The organism is Escherichia sp. E.sYA108, assembly GCF_011754335.1.
Lineage (GTDB): Bacteria > Pseudomonadota > Gammaproteobacteria > Enterobacterales > Enterobacteriaceae > Escherichia > Escherichia coli.
In genome coordinates this window covers 3,549,986-3,573,211 of record NZ_JAAQVZ010000001.1, presented here as the reverse complement: position 1 = coordinate 3,573,211, position 23,226 = coordinate 3,549,986, and the positions used below count along the sequence as shown (strand labels likewise).

The following is a 23,226-nucleotide window of genomic DNA, read 5'->3' as shown; positions in this document are numbered from 1 at the left end:
TCGGACAGTGTTAACTTTTCGGTGTGGGACGTTTGCCGGGATGATAACTACACACGGGAAAATGCTTTTTACTAGTCTTTTCAAGGAAGAATCACCTTATGTCTGCATCTTCGGTTAAGCCGTTAAATGTTCAATTACCCGCAATAACCCTGATCCTTTTTGCGCTCTGTGTTGGGATATTTTGTTACCTCGCACAATGGATGAGTTACGAAGAAGTCGATCAATCCGCACTCATCCATCTCGGCGCTAACGTTGCTTCTCTCACGTTGTCGGATGAATCCTGGCGCTTATTGAGCAGTGTTTTTCTGCACAGTAGTTTTTCCCATTTGCTGATGAATATGTTTGCACTCCTGGCGGTGGGGACAGTAGCGGAACGGATACTGGGGAAATGGCGACTCCTGATTATCTGGTTATTCTCCGGCATCTTTGGTGGGCTGATCAGCGCCTGTTATGCGTTACGCGAAAGTGAGCAGATAGTCATCAGCGTTGGGGCATCCGGGGCAATTATGGGAATAGCGGGCGCTGCGATAGCAACACAGCTTGCTTCAGGTGCGGGCACACACCATAAAAACCAGCGGCGAGTATTTCCTCTGTTGGGTATGGTGGCGCTGACACTGTTGTATGGTACCCGGCAAACAGGAATAGATAACGCTTGCCACATTGGCGGCCTGATTGCGGGGGGCGCGTTGGGTTGGCTGAGTGCGCGTTTAGTTGGGCAAAATCGGCTCGTTACGGAAGGCGGGATTGTTGTTGCGGTCACTCTTCTTCTGACCGGGACTATCTGGTTTGTGCAGCAGCAGATTGATGAATCAGTTTTACAGGTCAGGCAAAGCCTGCGTGAAGCGTTTTATCCGCAGGAGATTGAACAAGAGCGACGACAAAAAAAGCAGCAGTTAGTGGAGGAGCGCAACGCCCTCAGGGAAACATTATCCGCTCCGGTAAGTCGTGAGCAGGCCAGTGGTGATTTACTCGCTGAGATTGCCGATATCCATGATATGGCGATCAGTCGGGATGGTAATACGTTGTATGCCGCAATTGAAAACACGAACAGCATTGTTGTTTTCGACCTCGGACAAAAGAAAATCCTGCATACCTTTACAGCGCCCATAGCGAAAGAAAAGTCAGTCAAACATTGTGGTGGCTGTAAAGATCAGGGCGTCAGATCGCTGGCATTAAGCCTGGATGAAAAGTTGATTTATGCGACTTCATTTGAAGCGAATGCGTTATCGGTCATTAACGTGGCGACGGGGGAGATTATTCAGTCGATTACCACCGGCGCACATCCTGACAGCTTTATCCTCTCGCGTGATGGCACAAAAGCCTGGGTGATGAATCGCACCAGTAATAGTGTGTCAGCGATTGATCTGGTGGCTTATCAGCATGTGGCGGATATCCCGCTGGAGAAATACGACGGGACGGGGATGAGCGGTAAACCAGGCGCCTGGGTTATGGCACTTTCCCCGGATGAAAAAACATTACTGGTTCCGGGAGCAGGCAGAGGTAACATCGTGCGGATCAATACCATCACGCATCAGAAAGAAGACTTTCCCGCAGGTAATGCGCGTGGTGTCGTTTCTGCGATGGGATTCCGACCAAAAAATGGTGAGATTATTTTTGCCGATAGCCAGGGGATTTCACGTATAAGAGCTGAGGATCAACAAGCCAGCATTATGACGCAATGGTGTAGCAGGAGCGTTTATTCCGTTGAGGGTATTAGCCCGGACGGTCAGTATTTAGCGTTGGTGTCATATGGCCTGCAAGGTTATGTCATCCTGCTCAATATTAATGCCGGGCAGATTATTGGCGTTTATCCTGCCAGCTACGTTAATAATCTTCGTTTTTCAGCGGATGGTAGAAAGATATTTGTTATGGCGAAGAACGGGCTAATACAATTGGACAGAGAAAGTTCACTTGATCCGCAGGCAATTATTCGTCATCCCCAATATGGCGATGTGGCTTGTATCCCTGAACCGTAAGAAAAAAGGGCATGATAATCATGCCCCACAACTCAATGAGAAAGTATGTTTTGTTCATGCCGGATACATCAGGCACATTAATGTTTACGTGCTCGCAGACTCATCAGTACAGCGGCAAAACCAAACAGCGCCGTCAGCACCCACAGCGGCCAGTTGCCGGTTCGTGCGTACGGTGTGAGTCCGGTGGTTGGTGTCACGTTAGTGGTCAACACCTCGCGGGTGAACTGCGGGATCATCGCCTGAATCTCACCCTGCGGGCCAATCACCGCCGTAATGCCGTTGTTGGTGCTGCGCAACAGTGGGCGCGCCAGCTCCAGCGCACGCATTCGCGCCATCTGGAAGTGCTGCCATGGACCAATAGACTTACCAAACCACGCATCGTTGGAGATAGTCAGCAGATAGTCGGTATCCGGGCGGAAGTTATCGCGCACTTGCTCGCCGAGAATGATTTCGTAGCAAATGGCCGCAGTAAGTTGAATGCCATTCAACGACAGCGGTGGCTGAATATATGGTCCGCGGCTGAATGAAGACATCGGCAAATCAAAGAACGGTGCTAACGGACGCAGTATCGACTCCAGTGGGACAAACTCGCCAAACGGCACCAGATGGTTTTTGTTATAGCGATCGGCTGATTCATAGCTGTACGGTGCGCCTTTACCCAGTGTGATGATGGTGTTGTAGGTATCGTAGCGGTTCTGTTTATTGAGACGCGCGTCGACAATCCCGGTGACCAGCGAGCTACCTTTATCGCGCAACTCACCGTCCAGAGCTTTGAGGAACGGTTGCTGATTAATTTCCAGATCGGTTATCGCCGACTCCGGCCAGATAATCAACGATGATTTGCCCATCAGCGGTGCCGTTGCGTTGTAGTAAATCTTCAGCGTATTAAGTAGCTGGTCTCCGTCCCATTTCAGCGATTGCGGAATATCGCCCTGAACCATCGAAACCTGAATAGTTTTTTCCGGTTGCGGGGTAAACCACTGGATGTAACGCAGCGGGAAGGGAAGGGCAAACAGCACGACGGCCACCACCAGCGGACGCCAGTTGCGTTTGACCAACGCCAGTGCCAGCAGGCCGCTAACCATCATCAGCAGGAAGTTAATGGCTTCCACGCCCATTATCGGTGCCAGCCCTTTTAACGGGCCATCAATCTGGCTATAGCCGAACTGTAACCACGGGAAGCCTGTTAGTACCCAACCGCGCAGAAACTCGGTCACTTGCCAGAGAGCAGGGGCGGCAATCGCCACGCGCAGCCAGGTGGTTTTCGGCCACAGACGCGACAGCACGCCAGCAAACAGTCCGGTATACAGCGACAAATACGCCGCCAGCAGTACCACCAGGAAGATGTTAACCGGGCCAGGCATTCCGCCAAAGGTCGCGATGCTGACATAGACCCAGTTAATACCGCTGCCAAAGAGGCCAAATCCCCAGCAAAAGCCAATAGCGGCAGACTGGAGTGGACGGCGGTTAAAGGTCAACGCCTGAAGCCCCATCAGCGAAATAATCGCCGCAGGCCAGACGTCGTAAGGAGAGAAGGCCAGCGTTCCGCAGGCACCGAATAATAACGCCAGCAGCAGGCGAATGCGCTGGCGTTCAATTAATGAGGCAAAAGCCATGTAGTTATCTATCCAGTTTCGGTTTTATTCATCCAGCTTCGGCTGGGGTGAGTCATCCGGGATTTTGACATGAACCTGAATAATACGCCGACTGTCGGCCATCGCCACTTTGAACTGGTAACCGTCGATGTCGATGGTTTCGCCACGCGCCGGAAGATGCCCAAATGCCTGCATCACCAGACCACCGATAGTGTCAACCTCTTCATCGCTAAAGTGGGTGCCGAACGCTTCGTTGAAGTCTTCAATAGAAGCCAGTGCGCGCACGGTCCAGGTATGACGACTCAGCTGACGGAAGTCGATATCATCTTCTTCGTCATACTCGTCTTCAATCTCACCAACAATCAGTTCCAGGATGTCTTCAATGGTCACCAGACCGGAAACCCCACCGAATTCGTCAATGACGATCGCCATGTGGTAACGCTGAGAGCGAAACTCTTTCAGCATCCGGTCTACGCGCTTACTTTCAGGAACGACAACCGCCTGACGTAACACTTTGTCCATGCTGAAGGCTTCAGCATCGCTGCGCATAAACGGCAGCAAGTCTTTCGCCATCAGAATCCCTTCAATGTGATCTTTGTCTTCGCTAATCACCGGGAAACGTGAGTGGGCGGACTCAATGATGACATCAAGGCATTCGTCCAGCGTCTGGTTGCGTTTCAGGGTAATCATCTGGGAGCGGGGGATCATGATGTCGCGAACGCGTTGGTCTGCGATGTCCATCACCCCTTCGAGCATATCGCGCGTATCTTCGTCGATAAGGTCGTTCTGCCCGGAATCACGGATCAGCGCCAGCAGTTCGTCACGGTTTTTCGGTTCACCGTGGAAAAGTTGGCTGAGTAACAGGGAGAAAAATCCCTTCTTGTTGCTTATCGTGTCACTACTGTGTGAATTGTCGTCGCTCATGGCGTCGTATGGGTTCTCATGTTAGTTAATCAAAACGCCGTCGTTAATCACCAACGGCGGGGACGTCTGCCAGTCAAATGCCTGGCAAATTATTCTTTCTCGGCAATGTACGGATCCTCATAGCCCAGAGCAAGCATAATCTCTGTTTCGATGGCTTCCATTTCTTCTGCTTCGTCATCTTCGATGTGATCGTAACCTAACAAATGCAGACTGCCGTGCACCACCATATGCGCCCAGTGCGCCTCCAGTGGTTTGCCTTGCTCCTGAGCTTCCTTCTCAACCACCTGACGGCAGATAACCAGATCGCCCAGTAGCGACATTTCCATGCCAGGCGGTACTTCAAACGGGAAGGAGAGCACGTTGGTCGGCTTATCCTTACCGCGATAGGTCAGATTCAGACTGTGGCTTTCGGCGGTATCGACCACGCGAATAGTCACTTCCGATTCTTCCTGAAACTGCGGGATCACCGCATTCAGCCATGTCTGAAACTGGCTCTCTTCCGGTAACCCGGAATTATCTTCACATGCCAGTTGTAAATCGAGGATCACCTGACTCATTTTTGTTCCTGTTCTTCGCGCTTGCGTTCTGCTGCCAGCGCCGCTTTACGTTTTTGTTCGGCTTCTTCCCAGGCTTCATAGGCGTTAACGATACGCGCCACCACCGGGTGACGAACCACGTCTTCGCTGTGGAAGAAGTTAAAGCTGATCTCTTCGACATCAGCCAGCACTTCGATGGCATGACGCAAACCAGACTTGGTATTACGCGGCAGGTCGATCTGTGTGACGTCGCCGGTGATAACCGCTTTTGAGTTAAAACCGATACGGGTCAGGAACATCTTCATCTGTTCGATGGTGGTGTTCTGGCTTTCATCAAGAATGATAAACGCGTCGTTCAGCGTACGACCACGCATATAGGCCAGCGGTGCGACTTCAATAACGTTGCGCTCAATCAGTTTCTCGACTTTCTCAAAGCCCAGCATTTCAAACAGCGCGTCGTACAGCGGGCGCAGATACGGGTCTACTTTCTGGCTTAAATCGCCAGGCAGGAAGCCCAGTTTCTCACCGGCTTCGACCGCCGGACGAGTCAGCAGAATACGGCGAATTTCCTGACGCTCCAGGGCATCAACTGCCGCAGCCACTGCCAGGTAGGTTTTACCCGTACCCGCCGGGCCAACGCCGAAGGTAATGTCATGGTCGAGAATATTGGCGATGTACTGCGCCTGGTTTGGCGTGCGCGGCTTAATTACGCCGCGTTTGGTCTTGATATTGACCGCTTTGCCGTACTCCGGCACGCTCTCCGCGCTTTGCTCCAGTACCCGCGCTTCTTTAATCGCAAGGTGGATCTGTTCCGGTTCGATATCCTGAATCTGACCACGCATCGGGGCAGTATCGACATACAGGCTACGCAGAATGTCTGCCGCAGCGGTGACGCAAATCGGACGGCCGGTCAGTTTAAAGTGGTTATCGCGGCGATTGATCTCGATGCCGAGACGGCGTTCGAGCTGCTTGATGTTGTCATCAAACGGGCCGCACAGGCTCAACAGACGCGCATTGTCTGCTGGCTCCAGGGTGATTTCGCGAGTGTCTATGTTCAAACCGTTCCTCTTATCTGTATGCCGCCGGAAGCTGAACATTCACCGGCCTATAAGGAAATTATTCACGCCACAGGAAAAAGGCGCAAGCATTGCGATAAAGATGGGGATAAAGAGAGAAAAAACAAGGCCCACCGGAACGGCGGGCCTGAGAATTACGGCTGATAATAACCCACGCCAAGGTCGTTTTCTTTGCGGGTACGGGCAATCACCGATTCCGGTGTTTCTGCCACGCGCAGACCCATTTCATCTTCAGTTCGCACCACTTTACCGCGCAGAGAGTTCGGGTAGACGTCGGTAATTTCTACATCGACGAATTTACCGATCATATCCGGTGTGCCCTCGAAGTTAACCACGCGGTTATTTTCAGTGCGACCGGAAAGCTCCATGATGCTCTTACGTGAAGTCCCTTCTACCAGAATGCGCTGGGTGGTGCCGAGCATCCGGCGGCTCCATGCCATCGCTTGCTGATTAATGCGCTCTTGCAGAATATACAGACGCTGCTTCTTCTCTTCTTCCGGAACATCATCAACCATATCGGCGGCTGGTGTACCCGGACGTGCAGAGAAGATAAAGCTGTAGCTCATGTCGAAATTGACGTCGGCAATCAGCTTCATCGTTTTCTCGAAGTCTTCGGTGGTTTCGCCAGGGAAGCCGACGATGAAGTCAGAGCTGATCTGAATATCCGGGCGCGCCGCACGCAGTTTACGGATGATCGCTTTGTACTCCAGCGCCGTATGGGTACGTCCCATCAGGTTCAGAATGCGATCGGAACCGCTCTGTACCGGCAGATGCAGGAAGCTCACCAGCTCCGGCGTGTCGCGGTACACTTCGATGATATCGTCGGTGAATTCGATCGGATGGCTGGTGGTAAAGCGAATACGATCGATCCCGTCGATCGCCGCAACCAGACGCAGCAGATCGGCAAACGATCCGGTGGTGCCGTCGTAGTTCTCACCGCGCCAGGCGTTCACGTTCTGGCCGAGCAGGTTAACTTCACGCACGCCCTGAGCCGCAAGCTGGGCAATCTCAAACAGAATATCGTCGGACGGACGGCTTACCTCTTCACCACGGGTGTAAGGCACTACGCAGTAGGTGCAATATTTATTGCAGCCTTCCATGATGGAGACAAACGCGGTCGGCCCTTCGGCGCGCGGTTCCGGCAGACGGTCAAACTTCTCGATTTCCGGGAAGCTGATATCTACAACCGGGCTGCGGTCGCCGCGCACGGAGTTGATCATCTCCGGCAGGCGGTGCAGCGTTTGCGGCCCAAAAATAATATCGACATAGTGGGCGCGCTGGCGAATGTGCTCGCCTTCTTGCGATGCCACGCAGCCGCCGACGCCGATAATCAGGTCTGGATTCTTCTCTTTTAACAGTTTCCAGCGACCCAACTGATGGAAGACTTTTTCCTGAGCCTTCTCGCGGATTGAGCAGGTGTTCAGCAGCAGCACATCCGCTTCTTCCGCCACGTCGGTCAGTTGATAGCCGTGGGTGGCATCCAGCAGATCGGCCATCTTCGATGAATCGTACTCGTTCATCTGACAGCCCCAGGTTTTAATATGGAGTTTTTTGGTCATCGACTTGCTCTTGCGAAATAGTAGCCAGGAATGCAGGGCGCATAGTGTAATGCTTTGCTGCCGTTGTGACCAGTATGAGCGTTATCAGCCCTTGGGGGTAAAAATCCTGTAAACTTAAAGCATATTGCTAACAGGATTATTGACCATGACAAATCAACCAACGGAAATTGCCATTGTCGGCGGAGGAATGGTCGGCGGCGCACTGGCGCTGGGACTGGCACAGCACGGGTTTACGGTAACGGTTATTGAACATGCCCAGCCTGCGCCGTTTGTTGCGGACAGCCAGCCGGACGTGCGGATCTCGGCGATCAGCGCGGCTTCGGTATCATTGCTTAAAGGGGTAGGGGCCTGGGATGCAGTACAGGCTATGCGTTGCCATCCTTACCGCAGACTGGAAACGTGGGAGTGGGAAACGGCGCATGTCGTGTTTGACGCCGCTGAACTTAAGCTACCGTTGCTTGGCTACATGGTGGAAAACACTGTCCTGCAACAGGCGTTGTGGCAGGCGCTGGAAGCGCATCCGAAAGTAACGTTACGTGTGCCAGGCTCGCTGATTGCACTGCATCGCCATAATGATCTTCAGGAGCTGGAACTGAAGGGCGGTGAAACGATCCTCGCGAAGCTGGTGATTGGTGCCGACGGCGCAAATTCGCAGGTGCGACAGATGGCGGGAATTGGCGTTCATGCCTGGCAGTATGCGCAGTCGTGTATGTTAATTAGCGTACAGTGTGAGAACGATCCCGGCGACAGCACCTGGCAGCAATTTACCCCGGACGGACCGCGTGCGTTTCTGCCGTTGTTTGATAACTGGGCATCGCTGGTGTGGTATGACTCTCCGGCGCGCATTCGCCAGTTGCAGAATATGAATATGGCGCAGCTACAGGCGGAAATCGTGAAGCATTTCCCGTCGCGTCTTGGGTATGTAATACCGCTTGCCGCTGGCGCGTTTCCGCTGATACGTCGCCATGCGTTGCAGTATGTGCAGCCGGGGCTTGCGCTGGTGGGCGATGCCGCGCATACCATCCATCCGCTGGCGGGGCAGGGGGTGAATCTTGGTTATCGTGATGTCGATGCCCTGATTGACGTTCTGGTGAACGCCCGCAGCTACGGCGAAGCGTGGGCCAGTTATCCTGTGCTCAAGCGTTACCAGATGCGGCGTATGGCGGATAACTTCATGATGCAAAGTGGTATGGATCTGTTTTATGCCGGATTCAGCAATAATCTGCCACCGCTGCGTTTTGTGCGTAATCTTGGTTTGATGGCGGCGGAGCGTGCTGGCGTGTTGAAACGTCAGGCGCTGAAATATGCGTTAGGGTTGTAGCCTCACAACATTGCTGGATGCATGCCAACCGTAGGTCGGATAAGACGCGGCAGCGTCGCATCCGACTTTGAAGGATAAGACGAGTCAACATCGCATTCGGCATTGAATATACGCAGAAAAGCAAAAAGCTCGCCGAAGCGAGCTTTTTTAATGTGGCTGGGGTACGAGGATTCGAACCTCGGAATGCCGGAATCAGAATCCGGTGCCTTACCGCTTGGCGATACCCCAACTGGGTGCACTTACAAGGTAAGCGTCTTGAATAAATTGGCTGGGGTACGAGGATTCGAACCTCGGAATGCCGGAATCAGAATCCGGTGCCTTACCGCTTGGCGATACCCCAACAAATTGGTTTTTGAATTTGCCGAACATATTCGACACATTCAGAATTTGGTGGCTACGACGGGATTCGAACCTGTGACCCCATCATTATGAGTGATGTGCTCTAACCAACTGAGCTACGTAGCCAGATTGTTTCTTCGATGGCTGGGGTACCTGGATTCGAACCAGGGAATGCCGGTATCAAAAACCGGTGCCTTACCGCTTGGCGATACCCCAATAACCGGGCGGTGAACCGCTTATTCGAAGAATATGGCTGGGGTACCTGGATTCGAACCAGGGAATGCCGGTATCAAAAACCGGTGCCTTACCGCTTGGCGATACCCCATCCGTACAACGCTTTCTGGTGAATGGTGCGGGAGGCGAGACTTGAACTCGCACACCTTGCGGCGCCAGAACCTAAATCTGGTGCGTCTACCAATTTCGCCACTCCCGCAAAAAAAAGATGGTGGCTACGACGGGATTCGAACCTGTGACCCCATCATTATGAGTGATGTGCTCTAACCAACTGAGCTACGTAGCCATCTTTTTTTTCGCGATACCTTATCGGCGTTGCGGGGCGCATTATGCGTATAGAGCCTTGCAGCGTCAACCTCTTTTTCAAGGAAAATTGCTCGAAAGTGACTGTTTGGTTAGGTTGCGAACAGCATGGCGCTATATTCGTCAATTATTGTTTACTTTGTGTTTTTTCCCCACCCTACAGCCATTCTTTTGTCATACAGGATGAAATTCGGAATTCAACAATAGTGGTGGGAAATTAATCTATGAAATACTGGCCTACAGTAATGAGTTGTCAAACATCGATGTGGCAAACCCGGAACATTTCCTTACTGCATATCAGAATCAACAAGCGCCCCAGTAACTGAAATTGCCCCGGATTTCTCCGGGGCAATATTACACGTCTTATTTATATGCCGACTGGTGAACGCCAACCGCGCGACCAGACGGATCGTCCATTTTCTTGAACGCTTCATCCCACTCAATCGCTTTAGCGGAAGAACAAGCGACGGAAGGACCGCCCGGCACGCACTCAGCGGCGCTCGGAAGCGGGAACAATTCTTCAAAGATCTCCCGGTACAGATACGCTTCTTTTGAGGTCGGCGTGTTGAACGGGAAGCGGAAGCGGGCAGTTTCCAGCTGTTGATCAGAAACCTGCTGCGCTGCCACTTCTTTCAGGGTGTCGATCCAACTGTAACCGACGCCATCGGAGAACTGCTCTTTTTGCCGCCAGGCCACGCTTGCAGGCAGATACGCTTCAAAACATTCACGCAGGATGTGTTTTTCCATTTTGCCGTTACCGCACATTTTATCCTGTGGGTTAATGCGCATCGCCACATCAAGGAATTTTTTGTCGAGGAACGGAACGCGTGCTTCCACGCCCCAGGCTGACATCGCTTTGTTGGCACGCGCGCAGTCATACATATGCAGGGCCAGCAGTTTACGCACCGTCTCTTCATGCAACTCTTTAGCGTTCGGCGCTTTGTGGAAGTATAGATAACCGCCAAACACTTCGTCAGAACCTTCACCGGACAGCACCATTTTAATGCCCATCGCCTTGATCTTACGCGACATTAAATACATCGGTGTTGAAGCGCGAATAGTGGTCACATCATAAGTTTCGATGTGGTAAATCACGTCGCGGATGGCATCCAGACCTTCCTGTACAGTGAAGTGAATTTCGTGATGCACCGTGCCCAGATGGTTTGCCACTTCCTGGGCTGCTTTCAGATCCGGTGAGCCCGGCAGACCTACAGCAAAGGAGTGCAACTGCGGCCACCAGGCTTCAGAGCGTTCCTGATCTTCCACGCGACGGGCGGCGTATTTCTTGGTGATAGCGGAAATAATTGAGGAATCCAGACCACCAGAAAGCAGCACACCGTAAGGCACATCAGACATCAGATGGCTTTTAACGGAATCTTCCAGTGCCTGACGCAGCTCGTTTTTGTCGGTCACGTTATCTTTCACCGCATCGTAGTCGAACCAGTCGCGATGATAATAAGAACGGATTTCGCCGTCCTGACTCCACAAATAGCTCCCCGCCGGAAACTCTTTAATCGTGCGGCAAACTGGCACGAGGGCTTTCATTTCTGAGGCCACATACAGCTGACCGTGTTCGTCATAGCCCATATACAGTGGGATGATCCCCAGATGGTCGCGACCAATCAGATATGCATCTTTTTCGCTGTCGTACAGGGCAAAGGCAAACATGCCCTGCAAGTCGTCGAGAAATTCCGGCCCTTTTTCCTGATACAGCGCGAGGATCACTTCACAGTCAGACCCGGTCTGGAACTGGTAACGATCGCCATATTCAGCGCGCAATGCCTGGTGGTTGTAGATTTCACCGTTTACTGCCAGCACATGAGTTTTTTGTTGGTTGTAGAGAGGTTGCGCCCCCGCGTTAACGTCAACAATTGACAGACGTTCGTGGGCGAGAATGGCGTTATCGCTGGCATAAATACCGGACCAGTCCGGGCCACGATGACGCATCAGGCGTGACAGCTCGAGTGCTTTCTTACGCAGCTCAACTGCGTCTGTTTTGATATCGAATACGCCAAAAATAGAACACATAACCTTCTCCGTTAACCTGGTGTTTACTGCGTGTTGTGTTTGCTTGTTAAAAAAATGCCGCAAAGCAGCACGGTGCGCAAGCGATTTGGCAGTGGAAAAATAAAAAACGTAATGGCGATTGCTGATTGATGAAAAAGGGGAGGGCTTTTGGGTATATTTATTGATGGATCGATAATTTTTGACGGGTTTTATTGAATGGGGTGATTTTAATGATGGGTAAAAATAAGAAACCACGCCCTGAGGCGTGGTTGCTATTCAGATAACGTCGATTTCAGCGACCGATGGGTAAATCCAACTTGGGCGGAACGGCATACTGTCGATATCGTCGAGTGACGAAACACCAGAAAGCACCAGAATCGTCTCCAGACCGGCCTGGAAGCCCGCCAGAATATCGGTACGCAAGTTATCGCCGACAATCACCGTTTCTTCCGAATGCGCCTGCATTTTGTTTAATGCCGCGCGGATTATCCACGGACTCGGCTTACCAACATAGAACGGTTTACGTCCGGAGATTTTCTCGATCCCCGCACACAGCGCGCCACAGGCCGGATAAAAACCGCGCCCGTGGGTATCCGGGTTGGTGGCGATAAAGCGTGCACCGTTAGCGACGAAATAGGCTGCTTTATGCATCATGTCCCAGTTGTAGGAACGCGTTTCGCCAACAATCACAAAATCAGGGTTCACATCGGTAATAGTGAAACCGGCTTTGTACAGTTCATGAATCAGTGCGCCTTCGCCCACCACATACGCTTTCTTGCCTTCCTGGCGACGCAGGAAATCGGCGGTCGCCATCGCGGAGGTATAAAACACGCTATCCGGTACATCGACACCGGCAGTGGCAAAGCGATTCGCCAGATCTTGCCCGGTCTGCGAAGGATAGTTGGTCAGCAACACCAGCGGCAGGCCTTTATCCATAATCCCGTGCAAAAATTCCGCTGCACCCGGTACGGCGACGTTATCGTGCATCAGCACGCCGTCGATATCGCAAATTACATTTTTAATGGTCATGGACTACCCAGAATATTGACAACAATAAGCGCCACTATAAAAGCACATTAATTTTCCAGCAAATGCTGGAGCAAAATACCGTTGAGCATGGCGCGTTTTACCAGCGCAAAAGCGCCGATTGCCGAGCGGTGATCCAACTCAGAACGTACCACCGGTAGATTAGTACGAAACGCCTTCAGCGCCTGGGTATTAATGCAGCTTTCAATAGCAGGGAGCAGCACTTTATCGGCTTCGGTGATTTCTCCAGCAATAACAATTTTTTGCGGATTAAATAAGTTGATAGCAATGGCGATGGTTTTACCCAGATGACGACCGACATATTCAATCACTTCCGAGGCCAGGCTATCGCCTTTGTTCGCGGCTTTGCAGATAGTTTTGATGGTGCAGTCGTCCAGAGGCACACGGCTCTGGTAGCCCTGCTTTAACAGATTCAACACCCGTTGTTCAATGGCAGCATTGGCGGCGATAGTTTCCAGGCAGCCAAAGTTGCCGCAGTGGCAGCGTTCACCCAGCGGTTCGACCTGAATATGGCCAATTTCACCGACGTTGCCGTTGCGCCCGATAAAAATTCGCCCGTTAGAGATAATCCCGGCCCCGGTTCCGCGATGGACACGCACCAGAATGGAGTCTTCGCAATCCTGACTTGCACCGAAGTAGTGCTCTGCCAGCGCCAGACTGCGGATATCGTGGCCGACAAAACAGGTCACTTTAAAACGCTCTTCCAGTGCTTCAACCAGCCCCCAGTTTTCTACCTGAATATGCGGCATGTAATGAATTTTGCCGCTGTCCGGGTCTACAAGCCCTGGCAGGATCACCGAAATCGCGATCAGCTCGCGTAGCTTGCGCTGGTAGCTATCAATAAACTGAGCAATGGCATTCAGCAGGGCATGTTCCAGCGTCTGCTGGGTACGTTCCGGGAGCGGGTAATGTTCTTCTGCCAGCACTTTGCTGCTGAGATCAAACAAGGTGATGGTGGCGTCGTGACGACCAAGCCGTACGCCGATTGCGTGGAAATTGCGGGTTTCGGTGACGATGGAGATAGCGCGGCGGCCCCCGGTGGAGGCCTGCTGATCAACTTCTTTGATCAGCCCGCGTTCGATAAGCTGACGCGTAATTTTGGTTACGCTGGCGGGGGCAAGCTGACTTTGCTCGGCAATCTGAATCCGCGAGATTGGCCCGTACTGGTCAATCAGGCGATAAACTGCCGCGCTGTTAAGCTGTTTTACGAGATCAACATTACCTATCTGAGCTTGTCCGCCTGGTGTCATACTTTCTCTTATTGAGTTACGACCTCGTTACCGTTAACGATGGTCCTGGTGATTTTAAAATCAGGTGTGAATGCAGTCAGGTTGGCTACTTTACCTGCGGCGAGCGTGCCGAGACGTTTCTCTACGCCAATCGCACGTGCCGGATAGAGCGTCGCCATACGCAGCACTTCATCCAGTGCGATACCACAATGTTCGACCAGATTACGCACGCCTTCAATCATGGTTAAGGATGAACCGCTTAACGTACCGTTCTCATCCACACAAAGTCCGTTACGGTAGTATATTGTTTTACCCGCAAAAATGAACTGTTCAATGTTGGCACCTGCTGGCGCGGTGGCATCGGTAACCAGACACAATTTGTCGCCTTTCAGACGTTTAGCGTTACGAATGTTGGCGTAATCAACATGCAGGCCATCAGCAATAATACCGCAATAAATGTCAGCTTCGTCGAGGATCGCGCCCGCCAGGCCCGGTTCACGACCGGTAATATACGGCATCGCGTTGTACAGATGGGTGGCAAAGGTAATCCCCGCGCGGAAACCGGCTTTCGCTTCTTTCAACGTCGCGTTGGAGTGACCAGCAGAAACCACAATCCCGGCATTTGCCAGTTTGCTGATGACTTCCGCTGGAACCATTTCCGGTGCCAGAGTCACTTTGGTAATCACGTCGGCGTTCTCACACAGGAAATCGACCAGCGCGGCATCAGGCTTACGCACAAAATTCGGATTATGGGTGCCTTTTTTTACCAGATTCAGCCACGGACCTTCCAGATGCAGACCTAACGCCTGGTTCGGATGTTTTGCCAGGTACTCGCGCATAACGCGCACGCCCTGTTTCATCAGCTCATCGCTGGTGGTGATAAGCGTCGGCAGATAGTTAGTACAGCCTGATTTCTCATTGGCTTTCTGCATGATTTCCAGCGTTTCCACGCTGACCGCTTCAGCGGTGTCGTTAAACTGTACGCCGCCGCAGCCGTTTAACTGCACATCGATAAAACCGGGGGAGAGAATGGCCCCGTTCAGTGAACGTTGTTCGATCTCTGGCGGCAGTTCCGCTACCGGACAGACGCTTTTAATCAGGCCATCAGCGATAACAACCGCGTGGTCATCAAGAAATTCGTGGCCGGTAAAGATCCGGCCCTGGGTTAATGCATACATTCTGACCCCCGATTTTAAAAAATAATGCCCTGAGCAAGGAGCCAGGGCAGGGATAACAATTACAGACCCTTGATATTTTCTGCTTCTAATTCATTGAAATATCTTAAAGTCTTAACTTTCAGCTCCATGGTGGAAGGTTCATCGCACACCATGATCGCTTTTGGATGCAGTTGCAGACAACTGATGGTCCACATGTGGTTCACGCAACCTTCAACGGCGGCCTGCAGTGCCAGTGCTTTCTGACTACCCAGCACCAGAATCATCACTTCTTCGGCATCCAGCAATGTACCAACACCGACAGTCAGGGCATATTTTGGCACCTGATTAACATCGTTATCAAAGAAACGAGAGTTCGCGACGCGAGTGTCATGAGTCAGGGTTTTGATACGAGTACGAGAAGCCAGAGAAGACGCCGGTTCGTTAAATGCAATATGACCGTCGTTACCTACACCGCCCATAAACAGATGAATTTTTCCGTAAGAACGGATTTTTTCTTCATACTGGCGGCATTCGGCTTCGATATCCGGGGCGTTGCCGTTGAGAAGGTTGATATTTTCTGCTGGAATATCAACGTGATCGAAGAAATTACGGTGCATAAAGCTGTAGTAGCTTTCCGGATGCTCTTTCGGCAGACCGACATATTCGTCCATGTTGAAGGTGACAACGTGCTTAAAGCTGACCTGGCCTGCTTTATGCATTTCGACTAACGCTTTATAGGTGGTCATCGGCGTGCCGCCAGTCGGCAGGCCCAGTACAAACGGACGATCGGCAGTCGGTTTGAACGCATTGATACGATTGACGATATGGCGAGCAGCCCATTTGCCGACCTGTTCAGCGGTAGTCAGGGGGATCAGTCTCATTATTCACCTCAATAAGTAAAATGTAAGCCGTTGGCGGATTAGGCATCTTTAAGCGTAACCTGGATTTGCGCAGACAGGCGTCAATCCGACCTGATTTTTTGAATGATAAAATAAGTTTTCTGGTTTAGCCAGTAAAAGGGAGTGATGATAACGATATTTGGTGACAAAACTCACAAAAGACACGCGTTTAATTTGCGATACGAATTAAATTTTCACACACTCTGTAGCAGATGATCTAACAATCTGATTACAGAACATCGGCAGTACAATTTGCAGCAAAATAAAAATACGGCTTTAAACGAGCCAAATAGGGTTCTCGTAGGGGGAATAAGATGAATATTTTAGGTTTTTTCCAGCGACTCGGTAGGGCGTTACAGCTCCCTATCGCGGTGCTGCCGGTGGCGGCGCTGTTGCTGCGATTCGGTCAGCCAGATTTACTTAACGTTGCGTTTATTGCCCAGGCGGGCGGTGCGATTTTTGATAACCTCGCATTAATCTTCGCCATCGGCGTGGCATCCAGCTGGTCGAAAGACAGCGCAGGTGCGGCGGCACTGGCGGGTGCGGTAGGTTACTTTGTGTTAACCAAAGCGATGGTGACCATCAACCCAGAAATTAACATGGGTGTACTGGCGGGTATCATTACCGGTCTGGTTGGTGGCGCAGCCTATAACCGTTGGTCCGATATTAAACTGCCGGACTTCCTGAGCTTCTTCGGCGGCAAACGCTTTGTGCCGATCGCCACCGGCTTCTTCTGTCTGGTGCTGGCGGCCATTTTTGGTTACGTCTGGCCGCCGGTACAGCACGCTATCCATGCAGGCGGCGAGTGGATCGTTTCTGCGGGCGCGCTGGGTTCCGGTATCTTTGGTTTCATCAACCGTCTGCTGATCCCAACCGGTCTGCATCAGGTGCTGAACACCATCGCCTGGTTCCAGATTGGTGAATTCACCAACGCGGCGGGAACGGTTTTCCACGGTGATATCAACCGCTTCTATGCCGGTGACGGCACCGCGGGGATGTTCATGTCCGGCTTCTTCCCGATTATGATGTTCGGTCTGCCGGGTGCGGCGCTGGCGATGTACTTCGCAGCACCGAAAGAGCGTCGTCCGATGGTTGGCGGGATGCTGCTTTCTGTTGCTGTTACTGCGTTCCTGACCGGTGTGACTGAGCCGCTGGAATTCCTGTTCATGTTCCTTGCACCGCTGCTGTACCTCCTGCACGCACTGCTGACCGGTATCAGCCTGTTTGTGGCAACGTTGCTGGGTATCCATGCCGGCTTCTCTTTCTCTGCGGGGGCTATCGACTACGCGTTGATGTATAATCTGCCGGCCGCCAGCCAGAACGTCTGGATGCTGCTGGTGATGGGGGTTGTCTTCTTCGCTATCTACTTCGTGGTGTTCAGTTTGGTTATCCGCATGTTCAACCTGAAAACGCCGGGTCGTGAAGATAAAGAAGACGAGATCGTTACTGAAGAGGCTAACAGCAATACTGAAGAAGGTCTCAATCAACTGGCAACCAACTATATTGCTGCGGTTGGCGGTACTGACAACCTGAAAGCCATTGACGCCTGTATTACTCGTCTGCGCCTTACCGTGGTTGACTCAGCTCGCGTCAACGATGCGATGTGTAAACGTCTGGGTGCTTCTGGGGTAGTGAAACTGAACAAACAGACTATTCAGGTGATTGTTGGCGCGAAAGCAGAATCCATCGGCGATGCGATGAAGAAAGTCGTTGCCCGTGGTCCGGTAGCCGCTGCGTCAGCTGAAGCAACTCCGGCAACTGCCGCTCCTGTAGCAAAACCGCAGGCTGTACCAAACGCGGTATCTATCGCGGAGCTGGTATCGCCGATTACCGGGGATGTTGTGGCACTGGATCAGGTTCCTGACGAAGCATTCGCCAGCAAAGCGGTGGGTGACGGTGTGGCGGTGAAACCGACAGATAAAATCGTCGTATCACCAGCCGCAGGAACAATCGTGAAAATCTTCAACACCAACCACGCATTCTGTCTGGAAACCGAAAAAGGCGCGGAGATCGTCGTCCATATGGGTATCGACACCGTAGCGCTGGAAGGTAAAGGCTTTAAACGTCTGGTGGAAGAGGGCGCGCAGGTAAGCGCAGGGCAACCGATTCTGGAAATGGATCTGGATTACCTGAACGCTAACGCTCGCTCGATGATTAGCCCGGTGGTTTGCAGCAATATCGACGATTTCAGCGGCCTTATCATTAAAGCTCAGGGCCATGTTGTGGCGGGTCAAACACCGCTGTATGAAATCAAAAAGTAATCTGCTTTATGTCTGATGCGACGCGGCAGCGTCGCATCCAACAATAAAAAGCGGCAGGGATCTTCTCTGCCGCTTTTTTTGTCTGAGATTACATTGGGAAGATAAAAACAGCGCCTGCACAAAGCGCCAGAATGCGGATGAGATACATTGGTACAGAGAACACCCAGAATTCGGGAAGTTTGTATTTCCCCATTCCGAGGATCATGGCTGGCATTCCGTCAATAGGCATATAGCCGCCATTCCAGCCAGAAATCACCACCGCAATCGCGGCAGCGGTCGGGTTAAGCCCAAGGCTAGTACAGGCGGCAATGGCGATGGGGGCAAAAATATATACTGACCCCATATTCGAACCCGTGAAGGTGGCGCAGGTACTGGTAAGCAAAGCAAAGGCGACAATAAATACAAACGGTGAGACGCCAGAACCGAGCACACCTGCAACGGCATCGCCAACCATCGCCGTAAAGCCGGTGCCCGCCAGTGCATCAGCTACACCGATCACCCCCGCCATCATTAAAATGACCGGAGCCCCCATATGATCGCGAACTTCTTTGAAGTCCAGTACATCGATCATCAGAACAAACGCACCCGCAAGACCCGGAATAACGAAGGCGATATTTCCCAGAATGTTCATTAGCATCATGCCGATAACGCTGACAGCGAATGCGGCAATAGTGCAATATTCTTTCCAGGCAGGAAGGGCGTTAAACGTTTCCTCGCGTGCCGCCAGCGCATCCTCGGAAGCATCCGCAATGGGATGATCCGGAAGAAAACGGTAGGCAATAAGACTCCATGCGAGGAAAGCCGCTGACATGATGAGATTCACCAGCGCAAAGCGCCCCATCGAAATCTCCTGATGAAACCCCGCGGTTTCGAGTACGGTCGCCGTAACGCCAAAGAGAAGCGCGAGATTGATAGGAAGAAGCGGGTGGTTGGTGGCAAATCCCAGGGGCATCATTAATTTCGATGTTGGTAGCTTTTTACTGTACGGAATGGTGGATACCAGCGACAGAATTAGCACGTAATAACCGGTCGCTCCGGTGCCGGCAAGACTGGCACCCAGCATAACAATGACTAACAACAGCCCATAGCTGCGGTAACTGCCTTTATTGACCAGGCTTATCATCGCAGATTTAACGTTGCTGATAAGCCGGGTTTTTTGTAGCGCCGCCATGACCACCATAAACCCTGCAATCATCACCACGCTTGGATTGACGAATCCGGCAAAAGCCTGTTGAACGGTCGAAAGTCCCGATACAACCAGCAATAAACACGCAAGCAGTGGCGGTGCGCCAAAAGGCATTTTGTCCGACATGATCAGCACGATCATCAGGACCAGTATTCCTAATGCCAGGATCATTTCCATTGTCATTTTTTCTCTCCTTTTAGGCTTCCAGCATGTCGCGCGGTACTTTAAAGACCGCTTTGCGTATTGAAGTAGCCGTGCCAATTGCGCACAGCGCCTGGTGAGGTTCCTCAGGCATAAAGACGGCGAAATCACCGGCGTGTAGGGTGATGGCGACACTGTTTTCAGGGGATGGGGCGATAAACAGATCGGGCTTACGTTCTTCATCGTTTTCGCGAGCGATGGGCCGCGTTCCCGCATTAATGCCCTCACAACCAGTAATCACCACCTGTATATCGGCCCATAGATGGTGATACTCCGTATGGCGGAGTTCGGCGGGTTGCGTGTCTGAAGTTCCCAGCGTGCAGAACCACCGACATCCTTCAGGTTGCCAGCGACCGTCCTCTCTGGTGGATAACGCCGATAACGAACACTCCGGGCGCAGCAGAATATTTCTCACCCAGGCAGGAAGCCCCGCCAGCGACAAATGGTTGAGATTACCGATAATCATGATGCCTGCCCCTTAACCCACTCGGGGGAGATGCGTACGTACTTGATGGCCTGACGCCACCAGGTGTAAGCGATATGTAGCGTACCGTCCGGGCTTTGTTTGATGCTGGGGTAGGAGAACTCACGATTTAGCTTTTCCAGGGAATTGTTGGTCATGCAGTAGCCGTCGCCTTCATCGAGATTGCGCCGCCACGGCCAGCTTTTCCCACCATCGGCAGAAATCGCTACCGTCATCGGCGCGCGTGGGGCCCCCCAGAAAGCGGAGCGTCCGACGGCTGTCGGTTCTTTGCGGCTGTCGTCGCCATCGTCGATTTCGTCATAAAGCGACGCGCGACGTTCTACTGCGCCTGCCGCACTCATCGCGTTGTACACCAGCGCCAGTTCGCCGCTGGCAAGTGTCGTTACCTGAATAGACGAATTGTTGTTGGGCAATTCGGTTGCTTGCGGTACTGACCAGCTCTCGCCGTTGTCCGCGGAATGGCTGATATAGATGTTGTCTGCCCAACGGCTGCGAAAGAGAGCAACCAACGTACCGTTGTGCAGCATTGTGATATTCATATGAACACAGCCAAGACTTTGCGGCACCTCGACATCGCGCCAGGAGTGACCACCGTCAGCGGAAATTTTCACTGCGCTGATATCATCATTGCCGACCCATTTTTCGCCGGGTTGGGTACGGCAATAAAAGACGGGCAGCAGCCAGTTGCCGTTATCAAGCACCGTGATTGGCTGTCGAATGAACGTACCGGGTTTATCAAGCAGGGTGGCAATCTCGCCCCAGGTTTGTCCGAGGTCGTCTGACTTACGGTAGCGGACGATGGCGGTGTCCTGATTACCGGATATTTGTGCGGTCCATAGGAGCCACAGCACGTTATCCGGCGCGAGAAACAGCACCGGGTTTTGCTCTGAACGCGTGTCATCGTGGGAAAGTTTGACCGCATCGCTCCACTGCATTCCGCCAGCGGGCAATCGCGATCCCCAGACAGAAATATCGGCAATACCTTCCTGCGTTCCCGCAAACCAGACGCACATTAACGCGCCATCCGGCAAAGGCAGAATATTCGCCGCGTGGTTTTGCGGGCAGGACGAGGGCAGCATGGCGGTAAGCACATGCGAATCGTTTTCGGATGGACGGATGACGCCGTCACGAATAAGGGCTACAGACATAGTTAGACTCCATCTTAAAGTTGGTAATAGATTTATTAATGCGAGTGCGATTCATGCGTTTCGAGCAATGTCGAAACTTTTTTATTTTTTCTTTCACGGATAATATTGAGTGTCTCAACACTTAATGAGAAAAATATCGCGAAGTAGAGATACTCTTTGGCAATATGAATGTTGAGACTATCGGCAACCAGCAATACACCGACAAACAATAAAAAGGTTAACGCCAGTATTTTTATTGACGGCGTGGCGTTAACGAAATCACCAATTGTTTTCGCCGCAAACATCATGACACCGACGGCAATCATTACGGCGGCAATCATGATAAATATATGCTGAGAAAGGCCGACGGCGGTGATCACCGAATCCAGGCTAAACACGATATCGAGCAGCATTATCTGTACAATGGCACCGCACAACGACAGTTGCCGCGATCCGCTGCCATGTTCGTCTTCCTGCGCGGGCGACAGCTCTTCGCGTATCTCCTGTATCGCTTTATAAATCAGGAACAGCCCGCCCCCGAGCAGAATCAAGGTGCGGAACGAAATCTCCAGCGTCAGCACGGTAAAAAGCGGCTGGGTAATATGTGAAAGCCACGCAATGGATATCAGCAATAATATCCGCATAATCATCGCGCAGCTTAAACCCAGTTTACGCGCCATATTTTGTTGTGATAACGGAAGTTTTGCCACCACCAGTGAAAGAAAAATAATATTATCCACCCCAAGAATAATTTCCAGAAAGGTGAGGGTAATTAAAGTGAGCCAGATATCTGGCTGCATAAACCACAAAAACATGGGGTAATCCTTTATTCTCTTTATCTAAACTTTATAGCGGGCTGGATAATAGAGTTAATTTAATTAATGTTATAATGACGAATAATTTGTTGAATCTCGCTGATCTGTTCAGGCGTGAAATTAACCGCGTAGCGGCTATCACCAACATCATGCCCCATAAGCTGCAACGCTTTTTTCACCGCAGCCGGGGAGAATGCTACTTTATAAAGATCGGTACGCAGGCCCGTTACACTCTCCTGTGCTTCATAAGACCCTTCAATATCACCGGCATGGAAGCGAGACCAGATGGCATTGATTTCTCGCGGCGCGATGTTGGCGAGCCCAGAGATACAGGTTGAACATCCCTCGACAAACCCTTTATGGATCAGCGAATCCGGGCCGTTGAGCACATTAAAGCCGTCAATGTCGCGCACCGCATCGAGAAAACCCTTCAGGCTTTCGTCGCTTCCGGCGCTGTCTTTAATCCCAATGATATTGGGGTGCGACGCCAGAGCACGCGCGGTTTCTGGCTGGATCGTATTGCCAGTGCGGGCCGGGATGTTATAGAGAAACATCGGAATGCTCAGTGCGTCGGCAATTGCGCTGTAATGCGCAATCAACTCTTCCTGTTTCAGCGGTACGAAGTAAGGGGCAATGACCGACACGGCATCTACGCCAAGTTTTTCAATCTGCTGACCCAGACGAATCGTTTCGCGCGTAGAGATCTCGCCAATGTGTGCCACGACCGGCGCACGACCAGCCACTTCATCCACGCAGGTTTGCGTAACGCTGAGCTTCTCCTGTTCATTCAACACAAAAAACTCGCCGTTGGTGCCGCCGCAAAAAATCGCGTTACCCGCTTCCAGTTGACGATTCACCTGCACTTTTAACGCCGGGATATTCAGACTGCCGGTCGCGGTAAACGGGGTGACAATGGCGGTTAATACACCTTCAATGGTTTTCGGCATGAT

General features: G+C 51.9%; 18 protein-coding genes and 7 tRNA genes. 3 read left to right on the top strand and 22 right to left on the bottom strand.

Translation table 11 applies throughout. From position 1 onward, the window contains the following. Positions 1-98: 98 nt before the first annotated feature. Positions 99-1,976 (top strand): rhomboid family intramembrane serine protease, encoded by a 1,878-nt coding sequence (locus HBM92_RS17220; RefSeq protein ID WP_001276748.1) that lies wholly within the window; start codon positions 99-101, stop codon positions 1,974-1,976. 77 nt (positions 1,977-2,053) lie between these two features. Here HBM92_RS17220 and lnt read toward each other — a convergent pair whose 3' ends face one another. The 5 genes from lnt to miaB all read right to left on the bottom strand — a co-directional run bounded on the left by lnt (position 2,054) and on the right by miaB (position 7,666). Further along, positions 2,054-3,592, bottom strand: coding sequence for an apolipoprotein N-acyltransferase (gene lnt / locus HBM92_RS17215; RefSeq protein WP_000853028.1), 1,539 nt, complete (start codon positions 3,590-3,592; stop codon positions 2,054-2,056). 24 nt (positions 3,593-3,616) lie between these two features. After that, on the bottom strand, positions 3,617-4,495 hold the full coding sequence (gene corC / locus HBM92_RS17210; protein ID WP_001278605.1) for a CNNM family magnesium/cobalt transport protein CorC: 879 nt from the start codon (positions 4,493-4,495) through the stop codon (positions 3,617-3,619). An 89-nt stretch (positions 4,496-4,584) separates the two neighbouring features. Continuing rightward, the gene (ybeY, locus tag HBM92_RS17205) at positions 4,585-5,052 is read right to left on the bottom strand and encodes an rRNA maturation RNase YbeY (protein ID WP_000084467.1); all 468 of its coding nucleotides are present in this window, start codon (positions 5,050-5,052) and stop codon (positions 4,585-4,587) included. Further along, positions 5,049-6,089 (bottom strand): PhoH family protein, encoded by a 1,041-nt coding sequence (locus HBM92_RS17200; protein ID WP_001018040.1) that lies wholly within the window; start codon positions 6,087-6,089, stop codon positions 5,049-5,051. The genes ybeY and HBM92_RS17200 overlap by 4 nt, the downstream gene beginning before the upstream one ends. A 152-nt stretch (positions 6,090-6,241) precedes the next feature. After that, positions 6,242-7,666 carry a tRNA (N6-isopentenyl adenosine(37)-C2)-methylthiotransferase MiaB gene (miaB, locus tag HBM92_RS17195; protein WP_000162740.1) on the bottom strand — a complete coding sequence of 475 codons (1,425 nt, stop codon included), beginning with the start codon at positions 7,664-7,666 and terminating at the stop codon, positions 6,242-6,244. 145 nt (positions 7,667-7,811) lie between these two features. Between miaB and ubiF the strand changes: the two genes are divergently transcribed. Further along, the gene (ubiF, locus tag HBM92_RS17190) at positions 7,812-8,987 is read left to right on the top strand and encodes a 3-demethoxyubiquinol 3-hydroxylase (protein WP_000184613.1); all 1,176 of its coding nucleotides are present in this window, start codon (positions 7,812-7,814) and stop codon (positions 8,985-8,987) included. A 153-nt stretch (positions 8,988-9,140) separates the two neighbouring features. Here ubiF and HBM92_RS17185 read toward each other — a convergent pair. The 12 genes from HBM92_RS17185 to nagB form a co-directional block, all read right to left on the bottom strand. Further along, positions 9,141-9,215: transfer RNA gene (locus tag HBM92_RS17185), tRNA-Gln, on the bottom strand. Between the two features lie 37 nt (positions 9,216-9,252). Beyond that, positions 9,253-9,327 (bottom strand) — tRNA-Gln (locus HBM92_RS17180). Positions 9,328-9,375: 48 nt separating this feature from the next. Further along, a tRNA-Met gene (locus HBM92_RS17175) sits at positions 9,376-9,452 on the bottom strand. A gap of 15 nt (positions 9,453-9,467) precedes the next feature. Continuing rightward, positions 9,468-9,542, bottom strand: a tRNA-Gln gene (locus HBM92_RS17170). A gap of 34 nt (positions 9,543-9,576) precedes the next feature. After that, positions 9,577-9,651, bottom strand: a tRNA-Gln gene (locus tag HBM92_RS17165). Positions 9,652-9,674: 23 nt separating this feature from the next. Continuing rightward, a tRNA-Leu gene (locus HBM92_RS17160) sits at positions 9,675-9,759 on the bottom strand. Between the two features lie 10 nt (positions 9,760-9,769). Next, a tRNA-Met gene (locus tag HBM92_RS17155) sits at positions 9,770-9,846 on the bottom strand. A gap of 380 nt (positions 9,847-10,226) precedes the next feature. Next, the gene (asnB, locus tag HBM92_RS17150) at positions 10,227-11,891 is read right to left on the bottom strand and encodes an asparagine synthase B (protein WP_000337076.1); all 1,665 of its coding nucleotides are present in this window, start codon (positions 11,889-11,891) and stop codon (positions 10,227-10,229) included. A 255-nt stretch (positions 11,892-12,146) separates the two neighbouring features. Further along, complete coding sequence (gene nagD, locus HBM92_RS17145; RefSeq protein ID WP_000153129.1) at positions 12,147-12,899, bottom strand: ribonucleotide monophosphatase NagD; 753 nt, start codon at positions 12,897-12,899, stop codon at positions 12,147-12,149. Positions 12,900-12,946: 47 nt separating this feature from the next. After that, a complete protein-coding gene (gene nagC, locus HBM92_RS17140; protein WP_000187594.1) occupies positions 12,947-14,167 on the bottom strand; it encodes a DNA-binding transcriptional regulator NagC in 1,221 nt (406 codons plus the stop codon). A gap of 8 nt (positions 14,168-14,175) precedes the next feature. Continuing rightward, positions 14,176-15,324, bottom strand: coding sequence for an N-acetylglucosamine-6-phosphate deacetylase (nagA, locus tag HBM92_RS17135; protein WP_000271154.1), 1,149 nt, complete (start codon positions 15,322-15,324; stop codon positions 14,176-14,178). 59 nt (positions 15,325-15,383) lie between these two features. Continuing rightward, entirely contained in the window at positions 15,384-16,184 is an 801-nt protein-coding gene (nagB, locus tag HBM92_RS17130) for a glucosamine-6-phosphate deaminase (RefSeq protein WP_001237080.1), read from the bottom strand. Between the two features lie 332 nt (positions 16,185-16,516). Between nagB and nagE the strand changes: the two genes are divergently transcribed. Continuing rightward, positions 16,517-18,463 (top strand): PTS N-acetyl glucosamine transporter subunit IIABC, encoded by a 1,947-nt coding sequence (gene nagE / locus HBM92_RS17125; RefSeq protein WP_001023115.1) that lies wholly within the window; start codon positions 16,517-16,519, stop codon positions 18,461-18,463. An 88-nt stretch (positions 18,464-18,551) separates the two neighbouring features. Here nagE and HBM92_RS17120 read toward each other — a convergent pair whose 3' ends face one another. The 5 genes from HBM92_RS17120 to HBM92_RS17100 are packed head-to-tail and all read right to left on the bottom strand — an operon-like array spanning position 18,552 to position 23,223. Continuing rightward, complete coding sequence (locus HBM92_RS17120; RefSeq protein WP_000177663.1) at positions 18,552-19,832, bottom strand: SLC13 family permease; 1,281 nt, start codon at positions 19,830-19,832, stop codon at positions 18,552-18,554. Between the two features lie 13 nt (positions 19,833-19,845). Beyond that, complete coding sequence (locus HBM92_RS17115; protein ID WP_000583482.1) at positions 19,846-20,316, bottom strand: YhcH/YjgK/YiaL family protein; 471 nt, start codon at positions 20,314-20,316, stop codon at positions 19,846-19,848. After that, positions 20,313-21,482 carry a sialidase family protein gene (locus HBM92_RS17110; RefSeq protein WP_000109429.1) on the bottom strand — a complete coding sequence of 390 codons (1,170 nt, stop codon included), beginning with the start codon at positions 21,480-21,482 and terminating at the stop codon, positions 20,313-20,315. The genes HBM92_RS17115 and HBM92_RS17110 overlap by 4 nt, the downstream gene beginning before the upstream one ends. Positions 21,483-21,517: 35 nt before the next feature. Continuing rightward, entirely contained in the window at positions 21,518-22,276 is a 759-nt protein-coding gene (locus tag HBM92_RS17105; protein WP_000480544.1) for a TerC family protein, read from the bottom strand. Positions 22,277-22,335: 59 nt separating this feature from the next. After that, positions 22,336-23,223 (bottom strand): dihydrodipicolinate synthase family protein, encoded by an 888-nt coding sequence (locus tag HBM92_RS17100; protein WP_001126958.1) that lies wholly within the window; start codon positions 23,221-23,223, stop codon positions 22,336-22,338. Positions 23,224-23,226 lie beyond the last annotated feature (3 nt).